Below are 19,055 nucleotides of genomic sequence, written 5' to 3'. Positions count from 1 at the left end.
GCGCGATCGCGCTGTTCTGCCGGGCCGCCTTGCGCAGCAGCGCCACCGCCGCAGGCACGTTCCGCGGCGTGCCGGCGCCGTTGTAGAGTGCGATGGCATATTCGACCTCGGCATCGACGTTGTCGGCCAGCGAGGCGGCCTGCAGCAGGCGGGCCGCCTTTTCGAGGTCCTTCGGCACGCCGGTGCCTTCCTTGTAGAAGGTCGCGAGCGCGTATTGCGCCTCGGGGCTGCCGGCGTCCGCGGCCATCCGCAACAGCTCGGCGGAGCGCTTGAGGTCCTGCGGCAGGGTCTGGCCGTCGAGATAGAGCAGCGCGAGATTATAGGCCGCCTTCGGTTCGCCGAGCTTGGCCGACGAGGCCAGCAGCTTGACCGCGGAATCCTTGTCCACCGTGCCGCCACGGCCCGCGATCCGCATCATCGCGAGCGCGAACATCGCCTCACGGTCGCCGGCATCGGATGCGCGCTTGTACCAGTCGTCCGCCTTGACGTAGTCGCGCTTGACGCCGAGCCCGTTGGCATAGAGCTCGCCCAGCATCGTCATGGCCTTGGCATCGTTGCTGTTCTGGGCGCGCACCATCGCCAGCTCGAATGCGGTCTTGTACATGCCGCGCTGATAGGCGCCGTAGACGAGATCGACATTGGGATCGTCCGGCGTCGGGGTCGGCGAGGGCGTGGGGGTGGCCGTTGGCGCGGCGGCAGGCTTCGGCGCGGGCTTCTTCGCGGCGGGCGCATGCACCTTCGGCTTCTCTTTCGGCGCCTCCTTCTTCGCGGGCGGCGGCGTCTGTGCCGGCGGCGTGATCGAGAGCTGCGCCATCGCACCGCTCGCCAGCATCATGCAGCCGAGCGCAACACCTATCGGACGCAGGCGGTTCATTCCGGCGTCATCCCTCGGCCTTGGCCTGGCCCAACGTGCCGGCATGCGCCTGCGCAATCGCTGCGCCGATCTCGGCGAGTGCGGCCTTGGCGCCGCGCGGATCGGACCAGATGAGGTCTCCGACCAGCACGAAATCCGCGCCGGCCGCGGCGAACGCCTCGGCCTCCTCGCGCGAGGTCGCAAAGCCGACGCAGGGCGGCTCGAACAATTCGTCCCACCATTCCAGCCGCTCGGCGATCGCCTCGGCCGAGGGCCGCTGTCCGTTGGCGTCGGGCTCGCCGAACAGCACATAATCAGCACCGGCTTCGCCCGCGGCCATGGAATCGTGACGCGTCGCGAGCCCGCCGACGCCGGCGATGCGGTCGGGTTTCAGCGAAGGCATCGCGTCTTCCATCGCGGCGAGGCCGGTCAGATGCGCGCCGTCGGCGCCGGCGCGGGCCACAATATCGGGGTGGCCGTCGATCAGCAGTGCCGCGCCCGCGTTCTGGATCGCAGGCGCCAGCGCCTTGATGGTGGAGATCATGCTGCGCGGATCGGTCTCGCGCAGCCGCACCAGAACAGCCGCGACGTCGGCCGCGGCAAGCAGATCGGCAAGCTCGGCCGCAAGCAGCAACGGCTCGTCGACCGGCGGGGTTGCCAGATAGAGGCGCGGCGCCGGCCGCGGCGGAACGGGCTTGGTCGCCAACTATGCCGCCTGTTTCTCGAGGCCGGCTTCCCAATTGCCGGTGCTCGCCAGCCCGTTCATCCGGGCGCGATGCGAGAAGGCGCGCTGGCCCGCCGGGACATTGTCGAGCTTGCCGGACCACGCCTTCTGCGGCGCCGCCTGCAGCGCACGGCCATAGGAGAAGGTGAGCCGCCAGGGCAGGTGGCCGATCTTGTTCATGGCGTCGAGATGCGCGGTCGCCTCTTGGTCGCTCTGTCCGCCGGAGAGGAAAGCGATGCCCGGCACCGCGGCCGGCACGCAGCTCTTGAGCAGGCGGATGGTCTTCTCGGCGACTTCCTGCACCGACGCCTGCTTCGGGCATTTCTTGCCCGAGATCGCCATGTTGGGCTTCAGGATCATGCCTTCGAGCGCGACGCGCTGCACCCGCAATTCCTGGAAGGTGCGGTTCAGCACGCGCTGCGTCACCTCATAGCAGCGGTCGATGTCGTGATCGCCGTCCATCAGCACTTCCGGCTCGACGATCGGGACGATCTGCGCGGCCTGGCACAGCGCTGCGTAGCGCGCCAGCGCGTGCGCATTGACGCGGACTGCGGTCTGGGTCGGGATTCGCGGCCCGATATCGATCACGGCGCGCCACTTCGCAAAGCGCGCACCGCGTTCGTAATATTTCTTCAAGCGCTCGGCGAGCTTGTCGAGGCCGACGGTGACGAGTTCGCCCGGGCAGTTCGGCAGCGCCTGCGTGCCCTCGTCGACCTTGATGCCGGGAATGCTGCCGGCCTGTTCGATCAGCTTGACCAGCGGTGTGCCGTCCTTGGCATTCTGCCAGATCGTCTCGTCGTACAGGATGACGCCGGAGATGTACTTGCTCATCGCCTCCTGCGAGCGGAACAGCATCTCGCGGTAGTCGCGGCGACTGTCTTCGGTCGAATCGACCTTGATGGCGTCGAAACGCTTCTTGATGGTGCCGGAGGATTCGTCGGCGGCGAGGATGCCCTTGCCCGGGGTGACCATGGCGAGCGCAATTTTGTTGAGGTCAGCGAGGTTCATCGGGGGCGTCCTCCGGAGCCATTGCCTTTGCAAACCAAAATAGGCGGTTCTCGGGCAAATGCCTAGAAAACGTTCGTCGCGGCCGATGTTTGTCGCAGCCGGCGATCAAGCCCCGGGACACCGTTTCCAACTGCGTCAGAGCCGGTGTCCCGCCTTAATGATTCAGGCGAGAAGTTGTCAGGCGATCTCTCAGGCGACCTTGTCAGGCGACCTTGGGGTCGAGCGCGCCTGAAGCGTAGCGCTTGGCCATTTCCGCCGTGGTCAGCACCTTCTTGATCTTGCTGGCCTGGCCCGCGGTGTTGAACTCCTGCAGGCGCTGCTTGCACAGCTTGGTCATCGCCTCCATCGCGGGCTTCAGGTACTTGCGCGGATCGAACTCTTCCGGATTGTCCTTCAGCACCTTGCGGATCTGGCCGGTCATCGCCATCCGGTTGTCGGTGTCGATGTTGATCTTGCGCACGCCGTTCTTGATGCCGCGCTGAATCTCGGCGACCGGCACGCCCCAGGTCGGCTTCATCTTGCCGCCATTGGCGTTGATGATCTCCTGCAGCTCCTGCGGCACCGACGAGGAGCCGTGCATCACGAGATGCGTGTTCGGCAGCTTGCGATGAATCTCCTCGATCACGTTCATGGCGAGGATGTCGCCGTCGGGCTTGCGGGTGAACTTGTAGGCACCGTGCGAGGTGCCCATCGCGATCGCCAGCGCATCGACCTTGGTTTCCTTGACGAACTTCACGGCCTCGTCCGGATTGGTCAGAAGCTGGTCATGCGACAGCTTGCCCTCGGCACCGTGGCCGTCTTCCTTGTCGCCCATGCCGGTCTCGAGCGAGCCGAGCACGCCGAGCTCGCCTTCCACCGAGATGCCGCCGAGGTGGGCCATACCCGTCACGGTCCTAGTGACGCCGACATTGTAGTCCCAGTCGCCGGGGGTCTTGCCGTCGGCCTTCAGCGAGCCGTCCATCATGACCGAGGTGAAGCCGGCCTGGATCGCCGTCATGCAGGTGGCGGGCTCGTTGCCATGGTCGAGATGCACGCAGACCGGGATCTGCGGATAGATCTCGGTGACGGCGTCCATCATGTGCTTGAGCATGACGTCGTTGGCGTAGGACCGCGCACCGCGCGAGGCCTGGATGATGACGGGCGCGTCAACCTCGGAGGCCGCGACCATGATCGCCAGCGCCTGCTCCATGTTGTTGATGTTGAAGGCAGGTACGCCGTAATCGTGCTCGGCCGCGTGATCGAGCAGTTGCCGCAATGTTATGCGAGCCATTCCATTTCTCCCTGTAAAGCGCGTTCGCGGATTTGAGGCGCGATGAGATTAGGTTGAATCGTCATCGCCCTTTAGCTCTTTGTTTGAGCATGATCTTTTCGGAAAACCGCTTCACACTTCCGGATCATGCTCTGGATCAACCGTTTTTCAACACTTCGACGCCCGGCAGCGGCTTGCCTTCCATCCATTCAAGAAACGCGCCGCCCGCGGTCGAGACGTAGGAAAAATCGCCGGCGACGCCCGCCTGGTTGAGCGCCGCGACGGTATCGCCGCCGCCGGCGACCGAGATCAGCTTTTTGGCCCTGGTGCGCTCGGCGGCATGCTTGGCCGACACCACCGTGCCGCGGTCGAACGGCGTCAATTCGAAGGCGCCGAGCGGTCCGTTCCAGACCAGCGTCGCGGCATCGTCGATCGCGGCATGGATGCGCGCGATCGATTGCGGGCCGACGTCCAGGATCATGCCGTCGGCCGGGATCGCGTCGAGGCCATAGGCGTGCGACGGCGCATTGGCGGCGAACTGGTTGGCGACGACGGCGTCAACGGGCAGGATGATCGCGCAATTGGCGGCGTTGGCCTTCTCCATGATCCGCAGCGCGGTCGCGGCGAGGTCCTTTTCGGCGAGCGACTTGCCGACGCCGATGCCCTGCGCGTGCAGGAAGGTGTTGGCCATGCCGCCGCCGATCACCAGCGCGTCGACCTTGTTCACGAGGTTTTCCAGCAGGTCGATCTTGGTCGAGACCTTGGCGCCGCCGATGATCGCGATCACGGGCTTGGTCGGTGCTTCCAGCGCCTTGCCGAGCGCGTCGAGCTCGGCCTGCATGGTGCGGCCGGCATAGGCCGGCAGCTTGTGGCCGAGGCCTTCGGTCGAGGCGTGGGCGCGATGCGCGGCGGAGAAGGCGTCGTTGACCCAGATGTCGCCGAGCTTGGTGAGCTCCGCGACGAAGCCGGGGTCGTTCTTTTCCTCTTCCTTGTGGAAGCGGGTGTTCTCGAGGCAGAGGATGTCGCCGTCGTTGAGGGCCGCAACCGCCTTGGCCGCGGGCTCGCCGATGCAATCCTCGGCGAAGGCGACCGGGCGCTTGATCACCTTCGATAGCGCTTCAGCGACCGGCTTCAGCGAGTCCTTGGGATCGCGGCCATTGGGCCGGCCGAAATGGGCGAGCAGGATCACCTTGCCGCCCTTGTCGGAGATCTCGGTGATGGTGGGGGCAACGCGCTCGAGCCGCGTGGCGTCGGTGACGCGGCCGCCTTCCATGGGAACGTTGAGGTCGACGCGCAGCAGCACGCGCTTGCCCTTCACGTTGACGTCGTCGAGGGTGCGGAACGATTTGGTCATGGGCGTTTCCTGTGCGGCCGGACACAGCCATCCAGCGGACGGCGTCGCTTTCGCTTGCCGATGTCGCGGCCGTTGAGGTCGCGAATACGGGGGCAAACACGCAGATGCCCGGCGCTCGGCCGGGCATCACGAACAGTCGAATTTAGATCAGCTTGCCGATCGCCACGGCGGTGTCCGCCATGCGGTTCGAGAAGCCCCACTCATTGTCGTACCAAGCCATCACGCGCACCAGCGTGCCGTTCTGCACCTTGGTCTGGTCCATGTGGAAGGTGGCCGAGTGCGGATCGTGGTTGAAATCGATCGAGACGTTCGGCGCGGTGGTAAAGCCCAGAATGCCCTTGAGCTGCTGCTCGGAGGCGCGCTTCATCGCCTCGTTGATTTCCTTGGCATCGGTTGAGCGCTTTGCGACGATCTTCAGATCGATCACCGAGACGTTCGGGGTCGGCACGCGGATCGAGACGCCGTCGAGCTTGCCCTTCAGTTCCGGCAGCACCAGGCCGATGGCTTTCGCGGCACCGGTCGAGGTCGGGATCATCGACATCGCCGCGGCGCGACCGCGATAGAGATCCTTGTGCAGGGTGTCCAGCGTCGGCTGGTCGCCGGTATAGGCGTGGATCGTGGTCATGAAGCCGGTCTCGATGCCGACCGTCTCGTTCAACACCTTGGCAACCGGCGCGAGGCAGTTGGTGGTGCAGGAGCCGTTGGAGATGACGAGCTGATCCTTGTTCAGCGTGTCGTGGTTGACGCCGTAGACGATCGTCGCATCGGCGCCGTCCGCGGGAGCCGAGACCAGCACGCGCTTGGCGCCGGCGGTGAGGTGCGCAGAGGCCTTGTCCTTGGCGGTGAAGATGCCGGTGCATTCCAGCGCGATGTCGACGCCGAGGGCCTTCCACGGCAGCTTGGACGGATCGCGCTCGGCCGAGACCTTGATCTTGTTGTCGCCGACGCTGATCGAGTCGCCGTCGACGGTCACGGTGCCCGGAAAGCGGCCATGCACGGAATCGAAGCGCAGCAGGTGCGCGTTGGTCTCGACCGGGCCGAGGTCGTTGATGCCAACCACCTCGATGTCCTTGCGGCCGGACTCGGCGATGGCGCGCAACACATTGCGGCCGATACGCCCAAACCCGTTGATCGCGACGCGGATTGCCATGCTGTGTCTCCTCTAAAAGCTACTGCCGGCCCCGCGGGAGGTGTCCCACGAGGGTTTTACGGCGGAACGCCCGGTTCAGCCGGACGCGAGCGGAAAAGATGGAGCTTTGGTAATCCTTTTTCGCGGCAAGCTCAACCTTTGACCGGCGGTGTCAGGCCAGCGTCAGACGCGCTTCAGGGCAGCGTTAACGACGGCCTCCGCAGTAATGCCGAAATGCGGGAAAAGGTCCTTCGCCGGGGCACTGGCACCGAAACCGTGCATGCCGACGAATTCACCGTCGCGGCCGATCACGGCATCCCAGCCCCAGCGGACCGCAGCCTCGATCGCGATCTTGACCGGGGCGTTGCCGATAACGGCATTTTGCCGCTCGGCGGGTTGCGCCAGCAGCAATTCCAGCGACGGGACCGAGACCACCCGCGTCGCGATGCCGCGCCCGGCGAGCTGCTTCTGCGCCTCGACCGCGATCTGGACCTCGGAACCGGAGGCGAACAATGACACTTTTGCGTCACCCTGCGCCGCGACCAGCTCGTAGGCGCCGTGGCTGCACGGATTGTCGTTCGGCGCCGTGGTGCGGAGCTGCGGCAGGTTCTGGCGGGTCAGCGCCAGCACCGTCGGCCCGTCGATCCGGTTGAGCGCCAGTTCCCAGCACTCGGCGGTCTCGACCGCGTCGCAGGGCCGGAATACGCGCATGTTGGGCATCGCGCGCAGCGCCGAGAGATGCTCGACCGGCTGGTGCGTCGGACCGTCCTCGCCAAGACCGATCGAATCGTGGGTCATCACATAGACCACGCCGGCGCCCATCAGCGCCGATAGCCGCATCGCACCGCGCGCATAGTCGGTGAACACCAGGAAGGTGGCGCCGTTCGGCGCGAAGCCGCCATGCAGGAAGATGCCGTTGAGGCACGCCGCCATGCCGTGTTCGCGGATGCCGTAATGGATGAAGCGGCCCTTCGGCGTCTTGGCGGCGAACGCCACTGCCGACTTCGCCTTGTTGTTGTTGGAGCCGGTGAGGTCGGCGGAGCCGGCGACGAACTCCATCGGCATTGCGGCGGCGATCACCTCGATCGCGGCTTCCGACGATTTGCGGGTCGCGACGTTGAGCGGATTCTCCAACAGGCCCTTCTTGAAGGCGCGCAGCCCCTTGGCGAGCGACTGCGGCCGCTCGTGACGCAGGCGGCGCTCGAACTCGGCGCGCTTGCGGTTGCCGAGCTGCGCGAACTGCTCGTCCCAGGCCTTGTGCTCGGCGGCGCCGCGGGCGCCCGCCTCACGCCAGGCCTTCAGCACGTCGTCGGGCACCGAGAACGGCTCGAGCGAAATGCCGAGCTTCTCCTTGGCACCCTTGAGCTCGGCGGCGCCGAGCGCCTCGCCATGCGCTTTCGCCGTGCCGGCCCTGGTCGGCGCGCCGAACCGATCGTGGTCTTGCAGGCGATCATCGAAGGCTTGCTGGATTTCTGAGCGCGGGTGATCGCGGCGGCAATCGCCTGCTGATCATGGCCGTCGATCAATTCGGCGGCCCAGCCCGCGGACTTGAAGCGCTTCACCTGGTCGACGGAATCGGAGATCGAGGTCGGACCGTCGATCGAGATGCCGTTGTCGTCGTACAGCACGATCATCTTGTTGAGGCGCCAGTGACCGGCGAGCGCGATTGCTTCCTGCGAGATGCCTTCCATCAGGTCGCCGTCGGAGGCGAGCACATAGGTGTGGTGGCTGACGATCTTCTTGCCGAACTCTGCGGCGAGCATCTTCTCGGCGAGCGCCATGCCGACCGCAGTGGCAATGCCCTGGCCGAGCGGACCGGTGGTGGTCTCGATACCCTTGGTGTGGAAATTCTCGGGGTGTCCCGGCGTCAGCGATCCGAGCTGGCGGAAATGCTTGAGCTGGTCGAGCGTCATGTCCTTGTTGCCGGTGAGGTACAGCAACGCATAGAGCAGCATCGAGCCGTGGCCGGCCGACAGCACGAAGCGGTCGCGATCGGGCCATGCCGTGTCGGCGGCGTCGAATTTCAGGAACTGGGTGAACAGGACGGTCGCGATGTCGGCGGCGCCCATCGGCAGGCCGGGATGGCCGGAATTCGCCTTCTCGACGGCGTCCATGGCAAGGCCACGGATCGCATTGGCCATACGGGTGTGATCGACCTGCGTCATGATGAAAAGTCCGCCTGGAATGAGGAGCTGATTGCTGGACGCATCGGGGCGGTCAGCCGCGATACGCGCGTGGATGGCCTTACGGGTTGGAGGGTGGATTAGCACCTCAATTCCGCAAGTCCAAGGCGATGAAACGCCCCAAAACGGGGAAAAGTTGCTCAAAATGGCCCAATTTCATTGAACGGTGCATAGTTTGGCGCCGCCGTTGCGCTCGGCTCGCTTGCCACGTAAATTTCGTCCGCTAACCGCTTGCCGAACCGCCAGTTTTGCCGTGCGGCAGGCCTGTTTCCACCAGGCTACCCCAGCTAGCCAATTTGAAGGGTCCACACCGCGTGTCATGAGTGATCGTCTCGCCAACGGCTCTGGCAATACCGAGGCACCGCTCGCCGATATCGATGCTGCGACAAGGCGGCTGATGGCAGCGCTCGATGCGCTGGAGAGCTCGGTGGAGCGGCGCCGCGAGGCCGACCGCGACGAAAACGAATTGGCGAGCCGGATCCAGGCGCTCGGCGCCGATCGCTCCAGGCTCGCCGACGAGCTCGACGGATCGCTGGTGAAGACGCGCAAGCTTGAGCGCGTCAATCGCGACATCGCGGAAAAGCTCGATGCGGCGATCGGCACCATTCGCGCCGTGCTCGAGGGCGGAGAAGGCAGATGAGCCACATCAACGTCACCATCAACGGCCGGCAATACCGGATGGCCTGCGAGGAGGGCCAGGAGGTGCGGCTCCTGAAGCTCGCGGAAAATCTCCAGCAGCGCGTCGAATCGCTGCGCGGCAAGTTCGGCGAGATCGGCGATGCGCGGCTCACCGTGATGGCGGCGCTCACCGCCTGCGACGAGCTGGTCGATGCGGGCGCGCGCATCCGCAGCCTCGAGGAAGAGGTCGAGCAGCTACGCAATGCCCGCACAGCCGCCACCGACCGCGCCCGCGCGACCCAGACCGCGGTCTCCAATGCGCTCAACGCCGCCGCCGAGCGGATCGAGCGCACCACGCAGGTGCTCAACCGCACCATCGGCGGCGGCATCGCGATCGGCTGAAGTTCGCGACAGCTCACTGGCGGGCCGGACTGAAATGATCGGACGCCGCCGGATGTGATCTATTTGCCTGCATCTGCCGACGATCGTCCGCCGGATCGAATGAGTGGCGCATGGCGCGCTAAAGTATGATCCGGAAAAGTGTGAAGCGGTTTTCCGAAAAGATCATGCTCAAACAAGAAGCTAAAGCGCGATGACGATTCAACCTGATCTCATCGCGCTTTAGCGCTCCGGCCGCACCGCGACCCGATAAGTCGACGTGATATGGGCGCAAGGGTCTGGTTCGCCGTCGGACGTCAGCCAGCATTCGAGATAATGCAGGCGGCGGCCGCGGCGCACGATGCGCGCCTCCGCGATCAGATCCGAAGCCCTGGCTGGCCGCAGGAAGGTGATGTTGAAGCCTGCCATCACCGGGATCACGTTGGCTCCGAGGGCCGCCAGGACGCAGCCGTACATCGTGGTGTCGGCAAGACCCATCACCGTCGGTCCCGAAAACACGCCGCCGCTGCCGTCTTGCCACAACTCGGCTCCCATGAACGCCTGCTGATACGGAAGCCGGACGCGGATCGCGTTCGGTCCGACGTTCTCGACGACCTCGCCGTGGTGATCGATGCTCGGCAGGTTTCGGATGATCGCCCGCCGCACTTGCTCGGCATCCAGCAGAGGCTCAATGGAGCGTGCCGTTTCGTGTTCACGCATGGTGCTCTCCGGGAGAGATTCTGAACTGCGTCCGGCGTTGGAAGTCGTTGGGGCCGCGGCGCCAACCTGCGCTTGCCCAAGCTAAATAACAGTGTTATCGTTCAAGAACGATGTTACAGATTTGGCAAGGAGTCAATGTCTGCCGCTGCGCAAACCTATCAGGAGACCCTCGACCTTCATCGTCGTCGCGTGATCGTTGACGCCGCGCGTCGTGTATTTGAGGCCAGCGGCCTCGAAGGCGCGTCGATCAGGGCGATCGCGCAAATGGCCGGGTGCACGACAGGCGCGATCTACCCGCTGTTTCGATCGAAGGAGGAAGTATTCGCGGCGGTGCTGGGTGAATCGCTGTCGGCAGTCACTGAAGAAGTCAGGGCTGCGATGGACGGCATCGCTGTTCCGACGAAGTCCCTTCGACGCGGGACGCTTGCAATATACAAATATTACGACGCGCATCCGTCCGAGCTGACGCTGTCGCTCGTATTGTTCAACGGGGAGCGCAAGAAGAAGCTCGGGTCCGGATTGGATGAGGCCCTCAAGGGGCAACTGGACGCTCTGCTCGCTCTGCTCGCGGAGCAGGTCCGCAAGGCTACGGCGAAGCCGTTTCTGCCGATGGTCCGCATCGAGGCCACCGCGCTCATCACGCATCTGGTCGGGTTGCTGGTGCTCAAACACGGGGGACGGATCGACGTGCTTGGCAACAACGCGCCGGTTCTGCTGGCGCACTACACCAAGAACATGGTTGCACGGCTGAGCGGCAGAGGCTGATTGAAGGGCCAGCTCGGTCGGCGATCAGGCGGCGGGGCGCCCGCTTCCTCTGGCGCCGCGACGGAGCGCGCACCAGGCACCGGATGTTTTGCACTCCGCCGGAAGCCGAGCACGGCGCCGGCGCCTGATTTGCGGAAGTCCGCCCCTTGTTTGCGGAAGTCGCCCCTTGCCGCTGGCGGAACCGCAACTTCGTCGCTACATTGGCCCTGCGAAGCTGCGTCGTGCGTCAGGAGCCATATATCCCCGGGGCCTTATCGATCCTTTAGGGAACTGTCCCTGGCCGGGTCCGTGGACCCGGACATATGGTGCCCACCTACTTTCGTAGGGAACTCCGGGATCGAGCGCTCCAACGGCCTCTGCGGCTTCGCACTGATTTTTGCTGTTGCCTTGTCGTCGCGCTGCGGCGGTTCGATTGCTTTGCAGTTTCCCCGCAATGGGTCTCGTCATCGGCTCGCCCGCTGGCAGGCTCCTCGCGGGGTGTCCAGTGCGCCGCGGCCTGGTCAAACGAATGCTAGCGTTTCTGAGTGCCGGCTCGTTCGCGTTTTGCGGACGATGACAGCGGAAGATGGATCATGCACGCAGCTCCATCGAAGGCCGAGCTTCGGGCGCTTGCTCTCGCCAAGCGCGACGCGCTGAGCGACGAGCAGCGCGCGGCCGCTGCCGAAGCGCTCGCCAAGCGCGGCGCGCCGTTCGAGATCACGCAAGGCATGATCGTCTCGGGCTATGCGCCGATCCGCAGCGAGCTCGATCCGGCCCCGCTGATGAAGAAGCTTGCCGAAAAGGGGGCGCGGCTTGCGCTGCCCTGCATCAATGCGCGCGGCCAGTCGCTGACCTTCCGCAGCTGGTCGCCGCAGGACCGGCTGATGCTCGGGCCGCTCGGCATTCCCGAGCCGTCGCCGGCCGCGGCCGAGGTGCATCCCGACGTGATGCTGGTGCCGCTCGCGGCATTCGACCGGCTCGGCCACCGCATCGGCTATGGCGCCGGCTATTACGACTATACCTTTGCACATTTGCGCAAGGCCAAGCATGTGATCGGGGTGGGGATCGCCTTTGCTGCACAGGAAACCAAGGCCATTCCGGCGCTGTCGCACGACGTCCCGCTCGATTATGTGCTAACGGAGCGCAAGACGTTCGATTTCCGGAGTAGCTAGCCTTGCGTATTCTCTTCGTTGGTGACGTCGTCGGCAGGACCGGCCGCACCGCCATATCAGACCATCTTCCCGGCATGATCAAGGACTGGTCGCTCGATCTCGTCGTCGTCAACGGCGAGAACGCCGCCGGCGGCTTCGGTATCACCGAGGCGATCTATCAGGAGCTGCTCGATGCCGGCGCCGATGCGATCACGCTCGGCAATCACGCCTGGAATCAGAAGGAGGCGCTGGTCTTCATCGAGCGCGCGCCGCGCTTGATCCGGCCGCTGAACTTCCCGCGTCATTCGCCGGGCCGCGGCGCCACGCTGGTCGACACCAAGAGCGGCAAGCGTGCGCTGATCATCAACGCGATCGGCCGCGTCTTCATGGAGCCGTCCTCGAACGATCCGTTCAGCGCGATCGAGCGCGAGCTCGAGGCCTGCCCGTTGCGGGAGGGCTGTGACGCCATCGTGCTCGATTTCCATGCCGAGGCCACCAGCGAGAAGCAGGGTGTCGGCTTCTTCTGCGACGGCCGCGTCAGCCTCGTGGTCGGGACCCACACCCATGTGCCGACCGCCGATCATCAGGTGCTGCCGGGCGGCACCGCCTATATGAGCGATGCAGGGATGACCGGCGACTATGATTCGGTGATCGGCATGCAGAAGGAGGAGCCGCTGCAGCGGTTCCTCACCGGCATTCCATCCGGCCGTTTCGAGCCGGCCGGAGGCGTTGCGACGCTGAGCGGCGTCGCGGTCGAGACCGACGATGCGACCGGGCTTGCCGTGAAGGTCGCGCCGGTGCGCGCCGGCGGGCGGCTCGAGCCCGCTGTGCCGGGGTTCTGGGTGAACCGCTAGCGCGTGGAGGCGGAGCCGCGACTTCCTATGGTCGCTATGGCTGCGGCGTCGGGAGCAACCGCAAAAACCGGTACTTGTTGATCGTATCCCTTGATCGCGATGGCTCCGAGGGCCTGTAGAGGTAACCGTCCATCGACCGCTGCGGCGATGGCCTGATCGACAAGTATCTGGCCGTCGATTGCGGCAGAGCACAGTCGAGCAGCCAGGTTCACGGCGTTCCCTATTGCCGTGTAGGCAAACTGGCCTTCGTATCCAATACGCCCCACGGTCGCCGGGCCCATGGCAAGTCCGATTCCCAGGCCAATCCCATAGCTACGCTTGCGCCACCCGGCCGCGAGGCCTTGTACCGCCGATCGCATCTCAATCGCGAGGTTGAGCGCCGCAAGCGCGGGATCCGGGCAACGTACCGGAGCGTTGATCAACAGCATCAGCCCGTCGCCGGCAAAATTCGTCAACGTCGCTCCGTGGCGGACGATGATTGTTCCGACGGCCGTGTGATATTCGTCGAGCAAGCCCATCACGACCTCGGGCTCGTTGCGATTCGAAAACGACGTGAAATCGCGCAAGTCGACAAAAACAGCCACCACCTCCCGCCGCTGCCCCTCGAGCACGGTATCGTCGCCGGCACTCTCGACAAGCTCGGCAATCTGCGGGGCGAGGAAGCGCTTCAAGCGATTGATGCGATCAGATTTCTCCTTCGAAAGGCCAAGCTCTCTTGCCATTTCGTTGAAGCGAGTTGCCAATCGCTCGATCTCGTCGCCCGTCGAGATCGTCACGCGGTGATCGAATTGACCGGCTCCGACCCGCTGTGCACCGTCTTCGAGCAGCCGAATCGGGCCCGACATCCGTCCTGCGAGCCAATAGGCCAGGACGATGGCAAGCAAGGTGCCGATCGCCACCAACAGGAGCGAACGCCACAGCGAGGCGCGGATGGGAGCAAATGCTTCCGCAGCCGGTTGCTGGACAATCACGGTCCATTTGAGACTTGGGATTTCCGCCGCGAGGGCAACGACGGGGCGACCCTCGATATCTTTCGTTTCGGTGGCGGAGTCGCTTGATCTGACGATATCGCGCCGGAGACGATTGAACGCTTCGGCCGTCGCATCACCGCGCAGCACAAGGCTTATGTCGGGGTGAGCCACCAGCCGGCCGGTGTCGTCCACGACGAACGCTTCTCCGGTCTCGCCGATCTTGATGGCCGTGACCACATCCCAGATCAGCTTCAGGTTGACATCGGCGACGGCGAAGCCGGTCGCGTCCCGGTTTCCGCTCACCGCGATCGTCATGTGCGGCTCCGAGCCGCGCTGATATCTGACGGGGCCGTACCACACCTTGGAGGCGCCCGTGCGCAGTTTGTCCACGACCGGGTCGCTCGGAGAGTTCGTGTCTTCGCCAACGCGGTTGATCGCCAATCGGGATACCATCGCGTGCTGGACGCCCGCTCCATCGAACAGCGAAACGGAGGAGATCGCCGGCACCTGCCGCAAAAGGCGCTGAGCATCAAGCTTGTGCTGTTCGTCCTGGCCGTCCGTCCAGGGAAACTGCACGAGCCATCCGAGCTGGTCGCGAATGCCGTCGGTAAAGCTCTGAATCCGGTCGGCGGCCGATCGGGATTCGGACCTGAGGAGTTCGGTGAGATGAACGCGCTGCTCGCGATAGCCAAACCAGGCTTCCCCGATCGCTCCCAATGCCAAGGGCAAGACCACGGCAATGAACAGCGTGAAGAAATATTTGACAAAAAGCGTTCGGTGCGGCTTCGGCACGTGGAGTACCTTTTGAAAGCACCACTTCTTGCCCGACACTACCACGCCATCGAGCCCAAGGCAGGCTCGGCAATCCGGCGGCCGCCCAGGCCGGGTGAACCTTTCAGGACGCGCAAAGACAAATTTGTATCACCACGTCCGTTTGGGAGGAGGCGCGACATGCATCGACGCGCGTTCCTTGCTTCAACACTGGCGGCGACGTTCGTGCCGCAGTCGCTGGTGGCGCAATCCACGGAGAAAATCCGTCGCATCGGCTGGGTGACCGCACAGACGGCGGCGAGTCTCGCGCCCTATGTCGAGGCATTCCGCCAGGGTCTCAGTGAGCGCGGCTACACCGAAGGCCGAAACCTTGCGATCGAGTACCGCTATGGCGAGGGCATCGACGGCCGCGTGCCGGAACTCGTCCGCGAGCTGGTGCGGCTGCAGGTCGACTTGATCGTGGCTCAAGGCACGGCTGCCTTCGAGCTTCCTCCGCTCGATCTGCCCGTTGTCTTCGTGATCAGCGCGGATCCCGTTTCTTCCGGCTTTGCAGACAGTCTCGCAAAGCCGCGCGGCAACAAATCCGGTCTCACCTTGATGGCGATCGAACTCATGGGGAAACGCCTCGACCTCCTCAAGGATATGATGCCGAAGCTTCGTCGTGTCGCGTTTATTGGCAACCCCGAGCATCCCGGCGCGCATCTCGAGCGCGGCGCTTCCGAAGAGACGGGACGCCAACTCGGACTCACGATCGACTACTTCCCGACCGAAACGCGGGAAAAGCTCGCGGCCGCGCTGGCGGCGATGGCCGACGATCCTCCGCAGGCAGTCTCGATTCTCGCCGACGGCTTCGCGGTCCAGAACCGGCAGGCGATCATTGATTTCGCGATGAGCAAGCATATCCCGGCCATATCTGGATGGCCGATTTTCGCTCAAAGTGGGGCGCTCTTTACCTATGGACCGAAGGTCGCCGATTCCTATCGGCGTCTCGCCTATTATGTCGATCGTGTTTTCAAGGGCGCGAGGCCGGCCGATCTGCCGATCGAACAGCCAACCACGTTTGAATTCGTCATCAACATGCGCACGGCGAAGGCGCTGGATATCGCGATCTCGCCGTCCTTGCTGATGAGGGCCGATCGCGTCATCGAGTAGGACGGACTCTAACTCTGCCGGAAGCCCATCCGGAACGCGCCCCAGTGGCGGCCGTTCACGACGATCGGCGATGACACATCCTTCATCAGCACGAAATTGCCGCCGCCCATGTCGCGGCGGTAGGTCTGCAGCAGGAACGGCTTGGTGTTGGCTGCGACCTTGCTCACCGCGCGGTCGTTGAACAGCCGGCGGTTGCGGCAATTGGCGTTATTCCACACCGGGTCCGGCCCCTGCGGCTGCCGGTAGTTCGGATTGTGGGTCGGCAGATGCCGCCTCGCGCCCAGGCGACGCAGAACACGATGCGCGGGTCGGTCTTCTGGATCGGATCCTGGATTGCCGGCAGCACGCGGTCGGTGAAGCTGACATAGTCGGTCAGATACTGCTTCGGATTGGTGCCCGCGATCTCGCGGTACTTCTCGTCCATCAACTGCGCGAGCGTGATCTCGCCGCGCGCGATGGCCTTCTCGAACAGCTCCGAGATCTGTTTCGCGGTGTCGATCGCGACGCGGATCAGCGGCGCATCGCTGGTTTCGACGCCGCTGTCGGCGATCGTCACGATCAGGCTCTCTGACAGCTCGAGCAGCTTCGCGACGCGGCCGTCGGCGTACTTGAGGTCGCGCGAGGAGAGATCGACGCCCTTGGCGAGCTCGTTCAGCTCCGCGATCACGGTGTCGCAATGACCGAGATTGGAGGTCGCGGCGCGCGCCACGCTGCCGATCTCGGCGCCGACCGATGAGAAGCCCTCCTGCACGCGCATGATGATGCCCGATATCTGCCGGGCGCCTTCGCCGGCGCTCTTGGCGCGCAGCGAGGCGTCGCTGCTCTCGCCGATCAGGCTGCCGATCTGGCCGTCGAGATCGCGCACGGTGTCGGAAATCTGATGGGTCGCTTGGCGGGTCGCCTCGGCAAGGTTCTTCACTTCGCTCGCGACCACTGCAAAGCCCCGGCCGGCATTGCCGGCGCGCGCGGCCTCGATCGTGGCGTTGAGCGCCAGCAGATTGGTCTGCTTGGCGATAGCCTCGATCGAACCGGAGACCTTGGCGACCTGGGTCAGCGCGGAGCCGACCGCGGCGAGCCGCGCCTCGATCCGTCCGACCGCCGCGACGAGTTCCGCGATATGGCTGACCGCCGTCTCGACGACGTTGCGCGATTCCGCGATCCGGCCGACCGCGGCGGATGCGGTCGTTTGCACCGCCTGCGATGCGTTGGCGATGTCGTGATTGGCCGAGACCATGATCTCGGCGGTCTCCTGCAAATGATGGAACCGCTCCGACTGGCTGCTGACGCGGCTCGCGACCTCCTGGACGTTGCCGGCGATGTCGGCAAGCTCGACCCCGAGGCCGCCGATGCGGTCGGCGAGCTGGTCGATCAGCGTCCGGTTCGATGACGTATCCAGCACTGCAAGCTGCGCCGCCGACATGTCGCGTTTCCTCCGTTACAGCAGCCCGTCGCACCGCCGCAGCATTCCCCATTCCAGTCTAAAGCTTGATTCGGTCCGCCGGTCTTGCCTGAGCGTGAACTGCGTGGCCCGGATGCAGCGCAGTGCGTGTCGTCGCGTAGCCCGGATGGAGCGAAGCGCAATCCGGGGTTCTCGTCCGCGGGCGCACTGGTCCCGGATTACGCTTCGCTGCATCCGGGCTACCTGAGCGTTCAAAGCTTGTAGGCGGTGCGGAAGGCGCCCCAGTGCCGGCCGCGCACACGGATCGGCACGTCGATCTCGCGCATCATCACGGTGGTGCCGTTGCCCATGTCGCGCGCGTAGCTTTGAACCAGATAGGCGCGCTCATTGTGCGCGGCGGCGAGGCCCGCGGGATCGTTGAAGATACGCCGATTGCGGCAATTGGCGGTGTTGTAGGCCACATCGCCCGGCCGCTGCGGCTGCGAGTAGATCTTGTTGTGGACCGGCAGATAGCCGTTCCGGTCGACCGTCGCGCAGAACGCCAGGCGCTTGTCCTTGGCGAGGAACGCCTCGAGCATAGCGGGCAGCGAGCGATCCGCCCAATCCAGCATTTTGGTGCGATACTGCACCGGGTTGGTGCTCGGTATCTCGACATAGTCGGTGTCGAACATGTCAGCGATCGTGATCGCGCCGCTTGCCAGTCCGTCCTCGAAGAGCTTGCTCAGCGTGCGACCCGCTTCCATCGCGCGGGTGACGAGTTCGGCGTTCTCCTCGTGAATCGCCCACATCCGGTCTTCGATCTTCTCGCGCAGCGCGGCGGACGCCGCCTCGAAGCGCGCCCGGCTGCCTGCCTTGGAGCGGTCGCCGATCCTGATCCGGCAGGCGCCGACGTCCTGCAAGGTCGCGGTCAGGGTCTCATGGGCCGGCAGCCTCTCGGCATCCGGCCCGCCGATCAGGATGCCGTCCATCGCGATCTCATAGACCGGCGCGGTGATCATGCCGCGCGCGGTCGTGATCTCGATTGTGAGACTGCAGGGCAGGCGCTCGTTCTTGCGCGGATCGCCGCGCTCGTCCTGGCGCAGCAGCACCGCGCAGCGCGCCTTCAGCTTCTGGGCGAAGCCGGTCACCGCCTTGCCGGCCTTGGCGACGTTGTCGCCATGCGCGGCAGCTTCGCGCGTTGCCGAATCGATCTCGCCGGCGCTGGTGCCGACCGAGACGATGAAGTGCGATGCGGAGGCCGCGTTCTGGCCCATCTCACCGGTGATCTGGTTCTGCTCGGCGACCGCGCCATTGACGTTCTCGAACACCGGCCGGATCTTTTCGATCGCCTGCGAGATGCGGTGGACGGCGTCCGCCGATCCGGTGGCGTCCTTCTGCAACGCCTCGATCTTGCGTGTGATCTCTTCGGTTGCGTTCTGGGTCTGCACTGCCAGCGCCTTGACTTCGGTGGCGACCACCGCAAAGCCCTTGCCAGCCGCGCCGGCGCGCGCCGCCTCGATGGTCGAGTTGAGCGCAAGCAGCGTGGTCTGCCGCGCGATCTGCGCGATCAGATTGACGACATTGCCGATCGCCGCCGAGGATTCGCGCAAGCGATCGACATTGGCGGTGGCCTCGCGCGCCGCCGCCGCGGCGTCGTCGGCGAGCTGGCTCGCGCTGCGCACCTGCGCGCCGATGCCTTCGGCGGAATGGGTGAAGCGGTCGGCGGCCTCCGAGAACGTCGTCGCGGTGCTCTGTGCATCGCTGCTGCGGCCGGTCAGCGCGTCGGTGCGGGCGCGGATGGTGGCGAGCTTGGCGGCG

General features: G+C 65.0%; 15 protein-coding genes, 1 other RNA gene and 2 pseudogenes. 7 read left to right on the top strand and 11 right to left on the bottom strand.

Features of this window, described 5'->3' with window-relative positions; all coding sequences use genetic code 11:
- From H8B02_RS32505 to tkt, 7 genes and pseudogenes are all read right to left on the bottom strand, one after another.
- Positions 1 to 874 (bottom strand): tetratricopeptide repeat protein (locus tag H8B02_RS32505; protein ID WP_229169963.1); only part of this gene is annotated, 874 nt, incomplete at its 3' end.
- Positions 875 to 881: 7 nt separating this feature from the next.
- Entirely contained in the window at positions 882 to 1,559 is a 678-nt protein-coding gene (locus tag H8B02_RS32500) for a thiamine phosphate synthase (RefSeq protein WP_229169962.1), read from the bottom strand.
- Positions 1,560 to 2,585, bottom strand: a complete 1,026-nt coding sequence (locus tag H8B02_RS32495) for a class I fructose-bisphosphate aldolase (RefSeq protein ID WP_229169961.1) — start codon at positions 2,583 to 2,585, stop codon at positions 1,560 to 1,562.
- Between the two features lie 202 nt (positions 2,586 to 2,787).
- Positions 2,788 to 3,855, bottom strand: a complete 1,068-nt coding sequence (fba, locus tag H8B02_RS32490) for a class II fructose-bisphosphate aldolase (protein ID WP_229169960.1) — start codon at positions 3,853 to 3,855, stop codon at positions 2,788 to 2,790.
- Positions 3,856 to 3,991: 136 nt separating this feature from the next.
- On the bottom strand, positions 3,992 to 5,188 hold the full coding sequence (locus H8B02_RS32485) for a phosphoglycerate kinase (RefSeq protein ID WP_229169959.1): 1,197 nt from the start codon (positions 5,186 to 5,188) through the stop codon (positions 3,992 to 3,994).
- A 142-nt stretch (positions 5,189 to 5,330) separates the two neighbouring features.
- Positions 5,331 to 6,338, bottom strand: a complete 1,008-nt coding sequence (gene gap, locus H8B02_RS32480) for a type I glyceraldehyde-3-phosphate dehydrogenase (protein ID WP_229169958.1) — start codon at positions 6,336 to 6,338, stop codon at positions 5,331 to 5,333.
- Positions 6,339 to 6,500: 162 nt separating this feature from the next.
- Positions 6,501 to 8,482 (bottom strand): annotated as a pseudogene (gene tkt, locus H8B02_RS32475) (transketolase).
- Positions 8,483 to 8,819: 337 nt separating this feature from the next.
- Here tkt and H8B02_RS32470 point away from each other — a divergent pair.
- Both H8B02_RS32470 and H8B02_RS32465 read left to right on the top strand, forming a co-directional pair.
- A complete protein-coding gene (locus H8B02_RS32470) occupies positions 8,820 to 9,140 on the top strand; it encodes a DUF4164 domain-containing protein (protein ID WP_092123643.1) in 321 nt (106 codons plus the stop codon).
- Positions 9,137 to 9,520: a cell division protein ZapA gene (locus tag H8B02_RS32465; RefSeq protein ID WP_092123645.1), complete on the top strand. Its 384-nt coding sequence runs from the start codon at positions 9,137 to 9,139 to the stop codon at positions 9,518 to 9,520. Before H8B02_RS32470 ends, H8B02_RS32465 begins: the two co-directional genes overlap by 4 nt.
- A 219-nt stretch (positions 9,521 to 9,739) precedes the next feature.
- Here the strand turns inward: H8B02_RS32465 and H8B02_RS32460 are convergent, their stop codons facing one another.
- The gene (locus H8B02_RS32460) at positions 9,740 to 10,216 is read right to left on the bottom strand and encodes a PaaI family thioesterase (RefSeq protein ID WP_229169957.1); all 477 of its coding nucleotides are present in this window, start codon (positions 10,214 to 10,216) and stop codon (positions 9,740 to 9,742) included.
- A gap of 135 nt (positions 10,217 to 10,351) precedes the next feature.
- Here H8B02_RS32460 and H8B02_RS32455 point away from each other — a divergent pair, with 135 nt between their 5' ends.
- From H8B02_RS32455 to H8B02_RS32440, 4 genes are all read left to right on the top strand, one after another.
- Positions 10,352 to 10,981 carry a TetR/AcrR family transcriptional regulator gene (locus H8B02_RS32455; protein WP_229169956.1) on the top strand — a complete coding sequence of 210 codons (630 nt, stop codon included), beginning with the start codon at positions 10,352 to 10,354 and terminating at the stop codon, positions 10,979 to 10,981.
- A 208-nt stretch (positions 10,982 to 11,189) separates the two neighbouring features.
- A non-coding RNA gene (gene ssrS, locus H8B02_RS32450) (6S RNA) lies at positions 11,190 to 11,350 on the top strand.
- Between the two features lie 203 nt (positions 11,351 to 11,553).
- On the top strand, positions 11,554 to 12,132 hold the full coding sequence (locus tag H8B02_RS32445) for a 5-formyltetrahydrofolate cyclo-ligase (protein WP_212313992.1): 579 nt from the start codon (positions 11,554 to 11,556) through the stop codon (positions 12,130 to 12,132).
- Between the two features lie 2 nt (positions 12,133 to 12,134).
- A complete protein-coding gene (locus H8B02_RS32440) occupies positions 12,135 to 12,965 on the top strand; it encodes a TIGR00282 family metallophosphoesterase (RefSeq protein WP_229169955.1) in 831 nt (276 codons plus the stop codon).
- On the opposite strand, the gene H8B02_RS32435 is transcribed toward H8B02_RS32440, so the two are convergent.
- Entirely contained in the window at positions 12,962 to 14,659 is a 1,698-nt protein-coding gene (locus tag H8B02_RS32435) for a cache domain-containing protein (RefSeq protein ID WP_229169954.1), read from the bottom strand. The two genes, H8B02_RS32440 and H8B02_RS32435, sit on opposite strands and share 4 nt — an antisense overlap.
- On the opposite strand from H8B02_RS32435, the gene H8B02_RS32430 reads away from it, so the two are divergent.
- Complete coding sequence (locus H8B02_RS32430) at positions 14,603 to 15,859, top strand: ABC transporter substrate-binding protein (protein WP_229169953.1); 1,257 nt, start codon at positions 14,603 to 14,605, stop codon at positions 15,857 to 15,859. The two genes, H8B02_RS32435 and H8B02_RS32430, sit on opposite strands and share 57 nt — an antisense overlap.
- 8 nt (positions 15,860 to 15,867) lie before the next feature.
- On the opposite strand, the pseudogene H8B02_RS32425 reads toward H8B02_RS32430, so the two are convergent.
- A pseudogene (locus H8B02_RS32425) lies at positions 15,868 to 17,279 on the bottom strand (methyl-accepting chemotaxis protein).
- 230 nt (positions 17,280 to 17,509) lie between these two features.
- The coding region (locus tag H8B02_RS32420; protein WP_229169952.1) for a methyl-accepting chemotaxis protein at positions 17,510 to 19,055 on the bottom strand (1,546 nt) is incomplete at its 5' end.

The organism is Bradyrhizobium altum (genome assembly GCF_020889705.1).
Classification (GTDB): Bacteria; Pseudomonadota; Alphaproteobacteria; order Rhizobiales; family Xanthobacteraceae; genus Bradyrhizobium; species Bradyrhizobium altum.
Note: the sequence above shows the minus strand (reverse complement) of the source record. Positions and strands in the feature narration are given on the sequence as shown.